Origin of the sequence: Streptomyces californicus (genome assembly GCF_000717645.1) — a bacterium.
GTDB classification, from domain to species: domain Bacteria; phylum Actinomycetota; class Actinomycetes; order Streptomycetales; family Streptomycetaceae; genus Streptomyces; species Streptomyces californicus.
Window position 1 is genome coordinate 1 of sequence record NZ_JNZZ01000029.1, and the last position, 13,279, is coordinate 13,279.

At 69.8% G+C, this 13,279-nt stretch carries 18 protein-coding genes and 1 tRNA gene; 15 read left to right on the top strand and 4 right to left on the bottom strand.

What is annotated here, in order from left to right; translation table 11 throughout:
* Positions 1 to 353: 353 nt before the first annotated feature.
* On the top strand, positions 354 to 1,028 hold the full coding sequence (locus IF19_RS1000000136585; RefSeq protein WP_234313318.1) for a nuclease-related domain-containing protein: 675 nt from the start codon (positions 354 to 356) through the stop codon (positions 1,026 to 1,028).
* 37 nt (positions 1,029 to 1,065) lie between these two features.
* On the opposite strand, the gene IF19_RS0129390 is transcribed toward IF19_RS1000000136585, so the two are convergent.
* A complete protein-coding gene (locus IF19_RS0129390) occupies positions 1,066 to 1,719 on the bottom strand; it encodes a YdcF family protein (RefSeq protein ID WP_030119669.1) in 654 nt (217 codons plus the stop codon).
* A complete protein-coding gene (locus IF19_RS0129395) occupies positions 1,719 to 2,510 on the bottom strand; it encodes a GntR family transcriptional regulator (RefSeq protein WP_030119670.1) in 792 nt (263 codons plus the stop codon). The genes IF19_RS0129390 and IF19_RS0129395 overlap by 1 nt, the downstream gene beginning before the upstream one ends.
* 158 nt (positions 2,511 to 2,668) lie before the next feature.
* On the opposite strand from IF19_RS0129395, the gene IF19_RS0129400 reads away from it, so the two are divergent.
* From IF19_RS0129400 to IF19_RS0129450, 11 genes are all read left to right on the top strand, one after another.
* Positions 2,669 to 3,001 (top strand): SCO3933 family regulatory protein, encoded by a 333-nt coding sequence (locus IF19_RS0129400; RefSeq protein WP_007452857.1) that lies wholly within the window; start codon positions 2,669 to 2,671, stop codon positions 2,999 to 3,001.
* A gap of 2 nt (positions 3,002 to 3,003) precedes the next feature.
* Positions 3,004 to 4,176, top strand: a complete 1,173-nt coding sequence (locus IF19_RS0129405) for an FtsK/SpoIIIE domain-containing protein (protein ID WP_030290174.1) — start codon at positions 3,004 to 3,006, stop codon at positions 4,174 to 4,176.
* Between the two features lie 88 nt (positions 4,177 to 4,264).
* Positions 4,265 to 4,453, top strand: coding sequence for a hypothetical protein (locus tag IF19_RS0129410; RefSeq protein WP_030119690.1), 189 nt, complete (start codon positions 4,265 to 4,267; stop codon positions 4,451 to 4,453).
* A 79-nt stretch (positions 4,454 to 4,532) separates the two neighbouring features.
* Positions 4,533 to 5,210, top strand: coding sequence for a DUF2637 domain-containing protein (locus IF19_RS0129415; protein WP_030277036.1), 678 nt, complete (start codon positions 4,533 to 4,535; stop codon positions 5,208 to 5,210).
* Positions 5,211 to 5,230: 20 nt separating this feature from the next.
* Positions 5,231 to 5,419, top strand: coding sequence for a mobile element transfer protein (locus tag IF19_RS0129420; RefSeq protein ID WP_030119692.1), 189 nt, complete (start codon positions 5,231 to 5,233; stop codon positions 5,417 to 5,419).
* Positions 5,420 to 5,435: 16 nt separating this feature from the next.
* A complete protein-coding gene (locus tag IF19_RS0129425) occupies positions 5,436 to 5,768 on the top strand; it encodes a hypothetical protein (protein WP_030277038.1) in 333 nt (110 codons plus the stop codon).
* Positions 5,769 to 5,860: 92 nt separating this feature from the next.
* Positions 5,861 to 6,043, top strand: a complete 183-nt coding sequence (locus tag IF19_RS0129430) for a hypothetical protein (RefSeq protein WP_030277040.1) — start codon at positions 5,861 to 5,863, stop codon at positions 6,041 to 6,043.
* Between the two features lie 5 nt (positions 6,044 to 6,048).
* A complete protein-coding gene (locus tag IF19_RS0129435) occupies positions 6,049 to 6,897 on the top strand; it encodes a DNA cytosine methyltransferase (protein ID WP_234313317.1) in 849 nt (282 codons plus the stop codon).
* Positions 6,894 to 8,147, top strand: coding sequence for a replication initiator protein RepSA (repSA, locus tag IF19_RS0129440; RefSeq protein WP_030290178.1), 1,254 nt, complete (start codon positions 6,894 to 6,896; stop codon positions 8,145 to 8,147). Before IF19_RS0129435 ends, repSA begins: the two co-directional genes overlap by 4 nt.
* Positions 8,144 to 8,332, top strand: coding sequence for a helix-turn-helix domain-containing protein (locus IF19_RS0129445; protein WP_030118376.1), 189 nt, complete (start codon positions 8,144 to 8,146; stop codon positions 8,330 to 8,332). The genes repSA and IF19_RS0129445 overlap by 4 nt, the downstream gene beginning before the upstream one ends.
* Positions 8,332 to 9,489, top strand: coding sequence for a tyrosine-type recombinase/integrase (locus tag IF19_RS0129450; RefSeq protein ID WP_030118375.1), 1,158 nt, complete (start codon positions 8,332 to 8,334; stop codon positions 9,487 to 9,489). Before IF19_RS0129445 ends, IF19_RS0129450 begins: the two co-directional genes overlap by 1 nt.
* 68 nt (positions 9,490 to 9,557) lie before the next feature.
* On the opposite strand, the gene IF19_RS0129455 is transcribed toward IF19_RS0129450, so the two are convergent.
* Positions 9,558 to 9,632 (bottom strand) — tRNA-Val (locus tag IF19_RS0129455).
* Between the two features lie 265 nt (positions 9,633 to 9,897).
* On the opposite strand from IF19_RS0129455, the gene IF19_RS0129460 reads away from it, so the two are divergent.
* The 3 genes from IF19_RS0129460 to IF19_RS1000000136590 all read left to right on the top strand — a co-directional run bounded on the left by IF19_RS0129460 (position 9,898) and on the right by IF19_RS1000000136590 (position 12,569).
* Positions 9,898 to 10,707 carry a DUF4097 family beta strand repeat-containing protein gene (locus IF19_RS0129460; RefSeq protein ID WP_030118374.1) on the top strand — a complete coding sequence of 270 codons (810 nt, stop codon included), beginning with the start codon at positions 9,898 to 9,900 and terminating at the stop codon, positions 10,705 to 10,707.
* Positions 10,708 to 10,778: 71 nt separating this feature from the next.
* Positions 10,779 to 12,155, top strand: coding sequence for a hypothetical protein (locus tag IF19_RS0129465; RefSeq protein WP_032748002.1), 1,377 nt, complete (start codon positions 10,779 to 10,781; stop codon positions 12,153 to 12,155).
* A gap of 189 nt (positions 12,156 to 12,344) precedes the next feature.
* On the top strand, positions 12,345 to 12,569 hold the full coding sequence (locus IF19_RS1000000136590; RefSeq protein ID WP_030702293.1) for an FmdB family zinc ribbon protein: 225 nt from the start codon (positions 12,345 to 12,347) through the stop codon (positions 12,567 to 12,569).
* A gap of 31 nt (positions 12,570 to 12,600) precedes the next feature.
* On the opposite strand, the gene IF19_RS0129470 is transcribed toward IF19_RS1000000136590, so the two are convergent.
* A complete protein-coding gene (locus IF19_RS0129470) occupies positions 12,601 to 13,260 on the bottom strand; it encodes an O-methyltransferase (protein WP_030118372.1) in 660 nt (219 codons plus the stop codon).
* Positions 13,261 to 13,279: the final 19 nt, after the last annotated feature.

Consider the following 13,279-nt stretch of genomic DNA (forward strand, 5'->3'; position numbering starts at 1 on the left):
GAAGGCAGGAGCGCGGGCGCAGCCAGAGCCGGGAAGCGCGCCCGGCGGAGCGGAGCGCAGCCGGGTGCCTTGATGAGGTAGAGAAACCTGTAACAACTCTGCATGGCTCGACAGCTAGGCGACCTTGTGGCGTTGGGTTCGCTCCTGCTCCCATGGGGGCCTGGTGTACCTGATCGATGGGGGCGAGCATGGTTGCGTTACGGGTGTCGGAGTGGAAGCGGCACGGTCTAGATCGTCTCTACGTGAACGCACCCGATGGCAAAGCTGTTGCGTGGTTCGACAGGCGCACGGGACACGTTGAGGTCGTTGACGAGAGGCTGCGACAGCAGATCTTGGAAGCCTTGACCCCGTACATGATCCGGTCGGCCGCTTCGCCTGGTGGTGTTGCATCGACGCTGCGGACTCCCCCACCCTCCGACTACGACCTAGCTTCACGTCGTCCTGGCCAGGCGTTGAGAGAGAAGATCAGGGCAGATTGCCCGAGCCTGATCCAACGCTCTCTCGAGTGGGCGCTGCGTCGCCCCGAGAACGCCTCCTGGAGGACAGGACTACGCGGCGAACGCATAGTCAGTCGCGAGCTGGTACGACTTCGCCGGCACGGCTGGCGCACACTGCACTCCATACCGCTGTCCCCAACATGGGATATCGATCATCTGCTCATTGGGCCTGGCGGAGTCTTCTCGATCAACACGAAGCACCACCGGGGCAAGACCGTATGGGTCGGTGACCACGTCGCGCGGATCAATTACGGGGAGGGTCGGCCCTACCCTCGTAGCAGTCGGCGTGAGGCTGCCGTCGTGAAGAAGGTACTCGACCGCGGGTGCAGGTTCGCAGTCGAAGTGAAACCCGTGCTTGTCTTCGTCAAGCCAGCCAAACTGACGGTGCAACCCTCATTGCAAGACGTACGCGCCATCGAGAATCGAGAGCTATCCGCGCTGAGCCCTCTGACTGGTGTCTTAAGTCCGGAGCAAGTCGACGCCGTGTATGCCGTGGCTCGCGATCAGCGTTCTTGGACTGGCGCAGTCTGACGGAACGCCTCACGGCATGACTCCTGATGGTGCCGCGTCAGCCAGAAGGGATGAGTCGGCTCGTGAACCCTGCCAGACACAGGCGCTCATACGCTTCCAGCACATCGTCCGGTACTGGTTCGTGAATCATGAATCCCTGGGCCGGATAGATGAGCAATCGCTGGAGAGCGCCCACGAGCATGTCAATCACCAGACGGTCGTCCCCGATCGAGTCCACGTACTGGCTCAGCGACATTGGAGACGACGCGCTGACGATCTCGACCTCGGGCCAGAGCTTGCGTGCCGTGGCGTACGCACGCCTTTCCTCGTAGGGCTTGCTGATCAGCAGAACGCTCGACACCTCGACCCGGGCCTCTTCGAGCACAGCCTTAGAGAAGCGGATGTTCTCGCCGGTGTTGCGCGCCTTCGGCTCAACGAGCACGGCAGATGAGGGAACACCCAGCTCCAGGGCTCTTTCTCGGTAGTGAACCGCTTCGCCGCGCGGCATGCGCTCCCGAGTCGTGGGGCTGCTCGCTCCGGTGAACAAGAGCAGTGGAACTACGCCGTTGTGGTATGCGGCCACCGCTGCGTCTGCCACACCTAGGTCGTGGCTTCCCAGCCCGATCCCAACCGAGCACGGACGAAGCGCGTGCCCCATCTGGTGGTAGTCCCACAGGACTCGTGTATCGCCCCACACCTGTTCTGAGATCATCACTCCGCTTTCGCTTCCCTCGCTGAGTCCGGGACCTTGAAGTCGTATTCCCAGGCGAAGCGCGAGGCTGCATGTACACCGATGGCGAACTCCACCACCGTGCCATCAGCGGTGTAGGTGGTCCGATGCAGCTCGACAACGGGTTCGCCCGGCGGTAGTTGCAAGGTCTTCACCTCGCCTGAGCTAGCAGCGCGGGCGAAGATCTCTTCCTTCATATGGTCGATCTCGTACCCCGCGTCGTAGAGCACACGGAACCCACCGCCCCGGCCGGCCGGGCCAGGTGTCGGATCGACCAAGCGGGTGCCTTCGACGTGCTCAGGCCGGTAGTAGCTGGTCAAGGTGTGCGTCGGCTGCTCACCTTCCTTCACCAACCGGGCTCGGGCGTAGACCTCTGCTCCCTCGGAGAGACCGTGTGCTGCCGCCACGGAAGGTGGGGCCTCAACAAGACTCACCGTCTGTGTCTGTTCATTGCGCCGATAGGTGCGTCCGGATGCCACGCGGTCCGCGATGAACGCCACCTCGTCACCGTCGCGCCACTTGGCCTTGTCGTACCGGGCGATCCCCAACCGCTTGAGCGGTACCTGCTGGCGTACCACCGTGCCGTGCCCTCGGGATGACGTGACCAGACCTTCGGCTTCAAGAGCCTTGTAGGCGGCGTGGACCGTGGACTTAGAGCCCTCGCCGGCGTCAACCAAGTCCCGAATATGCGGGAGCTGCGCGCCCGGACCGTACTCACCTGCCTTGATCTGATCAGCCAGCTTGTCTGCCAGCTCTCGCCACTTGGGCGTCATCCCGAACTCCTCTCGTCGGAGCTAAGTCAAACACAGTCCCAGGACTGTTGACAGTCCCAGGACTACGGCCCATAGTCTTGCTTAGCGGTTCGCAGTCCCAGGACAGCGAACGTTGAGAGCCCTCTTTGGGCTGCTCCACTCAATCCAGGGAGTATCAGATGCCGTCCTTCAAGATCGATGTTTCGACCGCTGTCGTGTTCGTGGCGACGCCTCCGACGCCGAAGCTCGTGAGCAAGCAGACCGGCGAGATCGCCATCGACCGGGAGACCGGTGCCCCGCTGGCCACGGTGGGTCTGCTGGTCGCGGACGAGGGTGAGGGCAACCTGTACCAGGTGACCGTGCCGAACACGGGCGTCCCGGAGAACCTGGCCCCCGGTACCCCGGTCACGGTGGTCGGTCTCAAGGCCCGCGACTGGGAGAACACGTTCAACGGCCAGACCCGGCACGGGATCAGCTTCCGCGCGGTCGCCGTGACGCCGCTGGGGGCCTGATCATGTCGGACCTGTCCACGGTGATCGAGGTGGCGGGGGCCTTATCGGCCGCCGGCGGCCTCGGCTACGCGAAGGCCCGCTCCCCTCGGGTGTTCTGGTCGCTGGTCGGTGCCCCGGTCGCCCGGGTCCGCTTCTCGGTCACGTACCGGGCGACGATGGATGTGTGCGGGCTGACGGTCCAGCCGTCCCGTCTGCGGGCGTTCATGGTCCGCAACGTGGCCCGGCAGGAAGTCCAGCGGATGACCGGCTACGACGTCCTGCGCCGCGTGAAGATGCCCCGCCGGCTCCCGCGCAACACCACCGCCGGCCCGCTCGTCGTCCCCGTCGCTCTGCGGGAGGACGGCACCGCGTTCGTCCGGGACTACCAGAAGGTCCCGCACGCCCTGACGGTCGGCGCGAACCAGTCGGGCAAGTCGATGTATCAGCGCAACCTCATCTCCCAACTCGCCAAGCTCCCGGTCGGCCTGATCGGGATCGACTGCAAACGCGGGGTGGAACAGCGCGGCTACGCACCCCGCCTCTCCGCCCTCGCCATCACCCCGGACGAGGCTGACGGCCTTCTGGAAGCCCTCATCGGTGAGATGGAGGAGCGCTTCGACCTCCTCAGCTCCCACGGTGTCCCGGACATGTGGGGCCTGCCGGCGAAGCTGCGCCCGGTGCCGCTGGTCGTCCTGGTCGACGAGGTTGCCGAGCTGTTCCTCGTGGCCGCGAAGAAGGACGAGGAGCGGCGGGACCGGATGGTTATGCGGATGATCCGGCTCGCGCAGATGGCCCGCGCGGTCGGGATCTTCCTGGAGGTGTGCGGGCAGCGCTTCGGCTCCGACCTCGGCAAGGGAGCCACCGCCCTGCGGGCTCAGCTCACAGGGCGTGTGGTGCACCGGGTCAACGACAAGCAGACCGCCGAGATGGCGCTCGGGGACATCGCCCCCGAAGCGGTCTTCGCTGCCACCACCATTCCCCCGGACCGCCCCGGTGTCGCGGTGGCCGGGGACTCCTCCGGCGGCTGGTCCCGCATCCGCACCCCCGCCATGACCCCCGGCCAAGCCGTGGCCGTCTGCCACGAGTTCGCGCACGTCACCCCGCACCTTGCCGCTCTGGCACCCTTCCGGCCGGCCGTCTCCGCCGCCCCGGACCCGGGCTCACCGCTCCTCAAGTCCCGCCCAGCAACCGGCTAACAACCCTCCCTGAAAGTCCAGTTGGCGTGACTGCTTCACGCCGGGGTCCCTACCCCGCCCATGCCCGGAACCGGAAGGAACCACCGCCATGGCCACCCGACGGACCACCACCAAGCCCCCGAAGAACACCCCGCCCGCCCCGGCCGTGTGCTCGCCGTGCGACGGGTCCGGGATGGTCGCCGCCACGGTCCGCGTCGGCCGCAAGCGCCGCCCGGTCGGACAACAGGACGGCCTCTGCCTCAACTGCCTCGGCTCCGGCCTCGCCCCCGACGCCTGACCACCTCATGCCCCGGTGCCCGGTGGCGGACCCGATCCCCGCCCGGCACCGGCCCGCCCCTGAAAGGAGGTGAACCCCAATGCCACGCATCCGTATCGACGCCGTACTCATCCAGGCCGTGATCGCCGGTGCCCTGTCCTTCGCGCACCTGCATGACCTGGCCGAAGCGGCCGGGCAGGACGGCTGGAAAGCCTGGGCTTACCCGGTCAGCGTCGATCTGCTCCTGGTCGCGGCCTGGCGTCGCATGCGCACTACCGCCGACAACCGCGCCGCCTGGGCCTGGTTCGTCATCGCCCTGGCCGCGTCGCTCGGTGCGAACGTCGCCACCGCCGGACTCCTCGACCTGGGCGACGTTCCGGCCTGGCTGCGCATCCTCGTCGCCGGCTGGCCCGCCCTCGCCTTCCTCGGCGGCACCCTCCTCGTCCACGCCCCCACCACCGCGCCCGCCGAACCGGACCCCGTCCCGGCTGCCGCACCGCCGGTTGCCCCGGCCGCCAAACCGGTCCCGGACGTGACGGTGGAGCGGGCTCCCGAACCGGCTCCGGAACTCCCGCCGGCACCGGCCTCCGAGCCCGCCCCACTGCCTGTTCCGGCTCCTGCCCCTGCGGCGGTTCCGCCGGCTCTGCTCGACCACGCCCGGAAGTTGGCCGACGCCCACCAGACCGCGACCGGTGACCGGATCGACGCGGCCACCCTGCGCGCCCGCCTCGGCGTCCCCGCACCTCTCGCCGACGCCATCACCGCCCAACTCACCTAATCCATATGGAGGTTCACGTCATGCCGCGTCCGAACCGCTTCACGAACGTGCTCCGCATAGGCCCCGTTCAGGTCGGCACCCACTACGACGGCCGGGGCCGCACCAAGCACGTCGCCGCCTGCACCGCGCCCGGCTGCGACTTCTCCGCCGACTACCACGGCCGCGCCGCCGCCGAACTCGCCGCCCGCACCCACCGCTGCAACCCCTGACAAGGAGGCCCCACGCGTGTTCACGCCGAAGATCCCGCCCCCGGACACCGCACCCACCCCCGGCACGTCCCTGGTCCCGCCGCTCACCGGCCTCGTGCACCCCCCGGCCTGCACCTGCCACAACGCCCCGAGCGCCCCGGCACCGGTTCCGGCTGCTCCGCCTGCCCGTCCGGCTGTGCGGTTCACCACGGGCTCGCTGCTCGTCGCCACCGCCTGCGGGACCGCCGTGGTCCTGGTCGTCGGGACGGTCCTGGTCTCGATGCTCCTCGCGACCGCGATCACCGCCGCCTCGGTCGCCGTGTGCGCCGTGGTCCTGCGCTCGCTGCTCAACCACCCGAACAACCGCTAACAGCCCCCGGGGCGGCCTCAACCGCCAAGTTTCCGCCGCCCCGGGTGCCCAACCCATTCGAGATCCAACGGACCCGAAAGGGAGATCCCATCATGCCCCAGCACACCCCGCCCCGGCCGATCTGCGGCCACTGCGACGGCTTCCCTACCGTCACCATCACCACCGGCACCCGCACCCCCGACGGGCAGCGCCAGACCATCACCGCCCACTGCCCCGCCTGCCACGGCACCGGCCACACCGCCCCCGCCCGCGCCCACACCCGGATCGGGGCCTGAGCGCCATGGCCGACCTGACCCCCACCCCGGACCGCCCCGGCCTCCACGTCAGCAAGCCGTCCCCCAACGCCCCGGCCACCGGCTCGGCCATCTGCCACTGCGGAGCCACCGCAACCGCCACGGGCGACAGCCAGGTCAAGGCCCTGGTCGAGGGCTACACCGCGAACCACGGTGCCGCCCAGGATCTCTTCTCCTGCGCCGGCGGGGCCGGTTGGGGCTACCACCTCGCCGGTTTCCAGGTCGACGGCTGCGACCTTGCCGCCCGCCCGAACTACCCCTTCGCCTACCACCGGGGCGACGCCCTCGAATACCTCGACCGCCTTACCACCACGGGCGACATCGACCGGTACACGTTGCTGCACGCCTCGCCGCCCTGCCAGGCCGGCTGCGCCCTCACCATCGGCACCAACACCTCCCAGGGCTGGGGCGGTGATCACCACGATCTGGTGGCCCCCACCCGCGAACTGCTGGAACGGACCGGCCTGCCGTACGTTATCGAGCAGCCCAACGGCCGGGCCGCCATACGTAAGGACCTCACCCTGTGCGGCGAGATGTTCGGCCTCGGGGTCCTGCGCCACAGGAACTTCGAACTCGGCCGCTGGGCCACCGCTAGGCCGGCCCACCCGCGACACCGAGGGTACGTGCGCGGTCATCGCCACGGTGTCCGCCGGGACGGCCCCTACGTCGCCGCCTACGGCAAGGGCGGCGGCAAAGCCACCGTGCCCGAGATGCAGACCGCTATGGGCATCACCTGGACCGATGTCCACGAAGAACTCACCGAGGCGATCCCGCCCGCCTACACCCGATGGATCGGCGCCGCCTTCTCCACCGCACGGCAGGAGGTGTTGGTGTGAACGACACCGCCACCATGGCGGGCCTGGACCCGACCACCCTGGGCGATCTGCTCCGGGTGGTCGGGTCTCCCGGCTTCGACCGCCTCACCGAACAACTCCGCCGCACCGGAGGCTGCTCCCAGCCCATCCACCTCACCGGAGCCACCAAGACCATCGACCGCACCACCGGCACCCTGCTGCACCACTACTCGACGGCCACCGAGCCCGGGGGCCGGTTACGGATCGCCTGCGGCAACCGCCGCGCCTCCCGCTGCCCCGCCTGCGCCTGGACCTACGCCGGCGACACCTACCACCTCATCCGCGCCGGCCTCACCGGTGACCCCGACAAAGGCACCCCGACCACGATCCGGGACCACCCCCGGGTCTTTGCCACGCTCACCGCCCCGTCGTTCGGCCCGGTCCACAACCGGCCCGGCAACCGGCCCTGCCGCTGCGGGGTTCGGCACTCGGAGGACGCCCCGGAGCTGGGCACGCCGCTCGACCCCGACACCTACGACTACGCGGGGGCGGTGCTGTGGAACAACCACGCCTCCGACCTCTGGCGCTACTTCACGATCTACCTCCGCCGCGAAATCGCCAAGCGAGCCGGACTCACCCAGAAAGCCGCCCGCGAACAGTCCAAGGTGTCCTTTGGGAAGGTCGCGGAGTACCAGAAGCGCGGTGCCGTGCACTTCCACGCGGTCATCCGCTTCGACGGACCCGACGGCCCGGACACCCCGCCCCCGGCCTGGGCCACCCTCGACCTCCTGGACGACGCGATCCACGCCGCCGCCGCCCGGGTCGAAGTGGTTGTGCCGGCCAATCCGGAAGCCGGGATCACGGACGGCTGGACGTTGCGGTGGGGGACACAGCTCGACGTGCAGCCCATCAGCGCGTTCGGTGACGGCGAAGACCTCACCGAACAGGCCGTCGCCTCCTACGTCGCCAAATACGCCACCAAGGCCGCCGAGACGACCGGGACCGTTGACCACCGCGTCGGCAATAAGGAAGCGCTCGTCCTCCTCGACGTTCCCGACCACCCGCGACGGCTGATCGAAGCGTGCCTGGACCTCCACCACGCCTACCCGGAACGCAAGCTCCGCGACTGGGCCCACATGCTCGGCTTCCGCGGCCACTTCTCCACCAAATCCCGCGCCTACTCCACCACCCTCGGCGCCCTCCGACAGGTCATCCAGCACAACCGCGAAACCGCCCGCGAACACCGCGCCGAACTGCAAGACCAACTCGCTCTGGAAGGAGCCGCATCGTGACCACCGCCACCGCCGAACTCCTCACCGTGCCCGAGGTCATGGCGCGGCTGAAGCTCGGACGCTCCACCGTCTACGACCTGATCCGCTCCCGCCGGCTGGTCTCCATCACCATCGGCCGGGCCCGGCGCATCCCCGCCGACGCTGTGCGGGACTTCATCGTCAACGAGATCGAGGAAGCCGCCTGATGCCTCCCCAGCGCAAGCGCAACCCCAACGGCGCGGGCACCATCACCAAGCGCAAGGACGGCCGCTATCAAGCCGCGGTCTACGTGCTCCAGCCGGACGGCACCCGGGCCCGCAAGTTCGCCTACGGCAAGACCTGGGCCGAGTGCGACGCCAAGCGCCGTGACCTGCTCGCCAAGGTGGACCAGGGCGTACCCGTGCCCACGCGGTCGGCCAAGCTCGCCGAGTGGCTGCCCTACTGGCTGGAGAACATCATCAAGCCGCGCCGCAAGCGCACAACCTACGCGAAGTACGAGACGCACATCCGCCTCTACCTCGTGCCCATGCTCGGCTCGAAGCGCCTCGAATCGTTGAGCGTCGCTGACGTCCGGCGCTTCCTGGTCCGGCTGGAGCAGCAGACCACCGCGGCGACCGCCAAGGAGTCCCACCGCGTCCTGCGTACGGCGCTGACGGCTGCGTGCCGGGAGGAACTCGTCATGCGGAACGTGGCGACCCTCGTGGAACCGCCCTCGGCAGTGGCTCGGGATCTCTCCCCCTGGTCGTTGGACGAGACCCTGTCCTTCCTCACCGCCGCCCGGAAGGACCCGCTCTACGCAGCCTTCGTGCTCGCCATCGCGCTCGGCTTCCGCCGTGGGGAGATCGTGGGCCTTCGATGGGAGAACGTGGACCTCGACAAGCGGGAGATCCGGGTCCGCACTCAGCGGCAGCGTGTCCGCGGTGAGGCGTACGAGGACGATCCCAAGGGGCGTCGCAGGAAGCAGACGCTTCCCCTGCCCGCCCTGTGCGTGGCCCCGCTCCGCTGGGAACGTCTAAGGCAAGCGGCCCTGCGTGAGGCTGCCGGTGATCAGTGGGAGGAGACCGGCTACGTCTTCACCACCCGCTCCGGCCGGCCGATTGAGCCGCGCAACCTGTACCGCTCGTTCACCCGGGTCGCTGGCACCGCAGGGCTTCGCGTCATCCGGCTGCACGATGCCCGCCACGGCTGCGCGACCCTGCTCACCGCCGCTGGCGTCCCGCCCCGTGTCGTGATGGAAATCCTCGGGCACAGTCAGATCGCAGTGACGATGAACATCTATGCCCACGTCGTCCAGGACACGCAGCGCGAGGCCGTGAGTCACCTCGACCGGATGTTGAAGCGGCAGCGTCCCGACCGTGGGTGACCGCGCCCGTTGATGTCAGAAGTGGATGTCAAAGACCCCCAGCCATGATCGGCTGGGGGTCTTTGTGCTGGTGGGCGCGGACGGTTTCGAACCGCCGACATCTGCTTTGTAAGAGCAGCGCTCTACCCCTGAGCTACGCACCCGTGGATGAGGCAACAGCGTACATGGACCGGGGCCGCAGCTCATAAACCGTTCCGGGCGGAGGTGGTGGTGGCCAGGGCACGTCCAAGGGGCGGACGATCGCGGAGGCGCTGGGGCCGGCGCCCTGGTGGTCCGGGGGATAACCCCACCCCGATTACGGTAGCGGGCCGGATCCCCTCGGTGGGCGGGGGTGCATACGGTTGTGGAGCACCGGCGGGTACGGCCGGTGGCGCTGTCCGGCACGACGCAACTGGGGGACCCATCACCATGCAGATCTTGACGAGCGCACCGGCCCGTACGCGATCCGGAGCGCGGCACGGGGGCGCCGGGCGGGCCCTGGCTGTCGGGGGCGGGGTGGCGTTGCTGGCGCTGGCTCTCACCGGGTGCGGGAGTACGGATGTGGACGAGGCCCCCGTCGAGCGTAAGTCGTTCGCCCTGGAAGGGAAGACGCTGACCGTCGACGCCGAGAACGGCGCTGTGGACCTCGTGCCGGCCGACGTGGAACAGGTCGAGGTGGAGCGGCAGTTCGACGGGTGGGTGATGTTCGGCAGCGGGCCCGACGCCGTCTGGAAGATGGAGGGCGATACCCTCACGCTCCGGGTGAAGTGCGAGGGCTTCGTCAACAACTGCGACTCCCGGCACCGGGTCAAGGTGCCGCGCGGGGTCGCGGTGACCGCCGCCTCGGACAACGGCTCGGTCACCGCCACCGGTTTCAGGAGCGCGCTGGACCTCTCGTCCGACAATGGCGAGATCACCGTGCGTGACGCGAGCGGCACGCTCAAGCTGAAGAGCGACAACGGGACGATCCGCGCCGAGCGGATAGCCGGCTCCACCGTGACGGCCCGTGCCGACAACGGGGAGATCCGGCTCGGCTTCGCCTCCGTACCCGACCTCGTGGACACCGTCAGTGACAACGGGGGCATCACCATCGATCTGCCGCCGGGCAACCTGACGTACGCGGTGGACGCCTCCGCCGACAACGGGGACGTCTCGGTCGACGTCCCGCGCGGGGACAGCGCCCGCGTGGTGAAGGCTCGCAGTGACAACGGCCATGTCACCGTGCGGAGCGCGAACTAATCGACCCGTGTGTTCGTCCTTACCTGGTGGGAGAATGTACCGGGCAAGGCGAATCGGCACGGGAGAGGGATGTGACGGCGACCAACGCGCGGCCGAAGGCAGGAGCGGGTGCGAGGGCCGCCGTCGGGGGCGGCCGGGACGTGCTGATGTTGCTGCTGCTGCCCGTGCCTCTCCTGGTCGCGGTGCTGCCCGCCGCCTTCGCCGGGGGCGGTACGCGCCGGTGGTTCGGCGGGCGCGGCGAGAGCCAGCGGGCCGAGGCGCAGGCCGCGAAGGACGCCGCCGCCGAGGCGTTCTACGAGTTGGACACCGCCCAGCGCGACCTCAGGATCTCCATCGAGACCATCAACGCCGTGGACAGCTCTCCGCGCGGCCGCAAGGCGGCGGAGGACTTCGACGCGCTGGGCCGGCGCATCGACGAGGTCAGCCACGCCTACATCACCGCCGTCGACAGGCATGACCTGGACCGGGACGATCTGGAGTCTTCTGTCGCCTCCCAGGCCCGTACCGAGCTGACCCGGGCCAAGGACGACCTCGTGCGGGTCAAGGGTGAGCTGAACCGGTTCGCCCAGGGGCTCGGGCCGTTGCTGGGCAGCGCGGAGACCCAGCTCGCCCGGCTCGCCCCGGCTGTGGAGCGGGCCCGGCAGGCGCTGCTCGCGGCGAGCAACGCCCTCGACTCCGTACGGGCCGCCGGTCTGCGGGCCGACGATCTCGCCGCCCGGCTCGCCGCGCTCGCCCCGGAGCTGACCAAGCTGAACCAGGGCGCGGGGCAGCACGGCGTCCCGGAGACCCTGCAGCGTGCCGATGTGGTGCTGCGCGACGCGGAGGCCGTCCGCACCGAGGCGGAGCGGCTGCCCGAGCGGGCCGCAGAGATCGACCGCCGGCTGGTGTCCCTGCGGACCCGTGCCCAGGCACTGACCACTCGCGCGGGCTCGGTGGAGCCGGTGCTCAGCGAGTTGCGGCGACGGTTCTCGGCCGCCTGCTGGCAGGACCTCCAGCCGGTCCCGGAGCAGGCCGCCGTGAACGTACGGCAGGCCGAGGACAAGCTCGTCGAGGCGGCGAAGGCACGGGAGGAGCAGCGGTGGGCCGACGCCACCTCCCGGCTGTCCACGGTTCGCGCCCTGCTCAACGCGACGGACGAGGCGGTGTCGGCCGCCGGGGACCGGTTGCGGCAGCTGAACGCCGTGGCGAAGGACCCGCAGGAGGAGATCGAGCGGACCAGGTTCGCGGTGCGGGACGCCCAGCGCCTCGCGATGGCGGGCCGGCACACCCCCGACCCCCGGCACGCCCGGCCGCTCGACGACTCCGTCGCCCGGCTGGATCGGGCCATCGCCGGGCTCGAAGGACGCCACCCCGACTACTGGCACTTCCTGACCGAGACCGATGCCGTACGCCGGACCGCGGCCCGGGTCGTCTCCGACATCCGCGAGGAACGCGGCGCGGGCACCTGAGCCGGCGCGGGCACCTGAGCCGACGCGCCGGATACCTGAGCCGCAGCGGGCATCTGAGCCGCGCCTCGGGGGCACGGACACCCGGGGGCGCGGACACCCCGGGGGGGCGCGAGCACCCGGAGCGCGGGCGCCCGGGTGTAGCCACCGGGGGCGTGGTCACGCGGGGGTGTGGGGCTCTAGCCTGTGGCCATGCCTCGTTATGAATTCCGGTGCCGCACCTGCGGTGACACGTTCGAAGTCAGTCGTCCCATGGCCCGGTCCTCGGACCCGGCCTCCTGCCCCGCGGGCCATGACGACACCGTCAAGCTGCTGTCCGCCGTGGCCGTGGGCGGTGCCGCCGGGTCCGCGCCCGCGCCCTCCGGTGGTGGCGCGGGCGGCGGCGGTGGCTGCTGCGGGGGCGGGTGCTGCGGCTGACGACGGGGCCCGAACTCCCCGCCGCTGAGCGCTACTTCTTGCGGGACAGCGTCAGGCCGTCCGAGACCGTCAGCATGACGCTGTCCATCCGCGGGTCGGCGTTCACGTGGTCGTTGAACTCCTGGATCGCCGCGGCCGGCCCCGTGGCCTCCGGGTCGGTGACCGCGCCGTGGAAGAGGACGTTGTCTACGGCGATGACCCCGCCCTGCCGCATCCGGGGCACCAGCTCCTCCCAGTACGCGATGTAGCCGCCCTTGTCGGCGTCCAGGTAGGCGAAGTCGATGTGCGGCTCGGCGGGCATCGCGCGCAGGGTGTCCAGGGCCGGGGCGATCCGCAGGTCGATCCGGTCCGCGACGCCCGCCTTCTCCCACGCCTCCCGGCCGTACGCCGTCCACTCCTCGGAGATGTCGCAGGCGATCAGCGTGCCGTCGGCGGGCAGCGCCCGGGCCATCGCCAGGGCGCTGAACCCGGTGAACGTGCCGACCTCCACCACGTGCCGGGCGCCGACCAGCCGGACCAGGAAGGCGAGCAGCGGGGCCTGCTCCTCGGCCGACTGCATGCCCGCGTGGTCGGGGAACCGCGCGTACGTCGTCTCCACCAGCTCCCGCTGCACGGGGTCCAGCGGAGGGTTGTGGGCCAGCATGTACGCGTACAGCTCGGCCGTGATCGTGGTGTCGTTGCCCTTGGTCATGCCCCCAGCCTTCCGCACC

Coding starts and splice junctions, on each gene's coding strand:
- IF19_RS0129430 (WP_030277040.1), top strand. CDS start 5,861: ATGCCCCAGCACACCCCGCCCCGGCCGATCTGCGGCCACTGCGACGGC.
- IF19_RS0129410 (WP_030119690.1), top strand. CDS start 4,265: ATGGCCACCCGACGGACCACCACCAAGCCCCCGAAGAACACCCCGCCC.
- IF19_RS1000000136590 (WP_030702293.1), top strand. CDS start 12,345: ATGCCTCGTTATGAATTCCGGTGCCGCACCTGCGGTGACACGTTCGAA.
- IF19_RS0129405 (WP_030290174.1), top strand. CDS start 3,004: ATGTCGGACCTGTCCACGGTGATCGAGGTGGCGGGGGCCTTATCGGCC.
- IF19_RS0129390 (WP_030119669.1), bottom strand. CDS start 1,719: ATGATCTCAGAACAGGTGTGGGGCGATACACGAGTCCTGTGGGACTAC.
- IF19_RS0129415 (WP_030277036.1), top strand. CDS start 4,533: ATGCCACGCATCCGTATCGACGCCGTACTCATCCAGGCCGTGATCGCC.
- IF19_RS0129470 (WP_030118372.1), bottom strand. CDS start 13,260: ATGACCAAGGGCAACGACACCACGATCACGGCCGAGCTGTACGCGTAC.
- IF19_RS0129435 (WP_234313317.1), top strand. CDS start 6,049: ATGGCCGACCTGACCCCCACCCCGGACCGCCCCGGCCTCCACGTCAGC.
- IF19_RS0129400 (WP_007452857.1), top strand. CDS start 2,669: ATGCCGTCCTTCAAGATCGATGTTTCGACCGCTGTCGTGTTCGTGGCG.
- IF19_RS1000000136585 (WP_234313318.1), top strand. CDS start 354: ATGATCCGGTCGGCCGCTTCGCCTGGTGGTGTTGCATCGACGCTGCGG.
- IF19_RS0129395 (WP_030119670.1), bottom strand. CDS start 2,510: ATGACGCCCAAGTGGCGAGAGCTGGCAGACAAGCTGGCTGATCAGATC.
- IF19_RS0129420 (WP_030119692.1), top strand. CDS start 5,231: ATGCCGCGTCCGAACCGCTTCACGAACGTGCTCCGCATAGGCCCCGTT.
- IF19_RS0129460 (WP_030118374.1), top strand. CDS start 9,898: ATGCAGATCTTGACGAGCGCACCGGCCCGTACGCGATCCGGAGCGCGG.
- IF19_RS0129450 (WP_030118375.1), top strand. CDS start 8,332: ATGCCTCCCCAGCGCAAGCGCAACCCCAACGGCGCGGGCACCATCACC.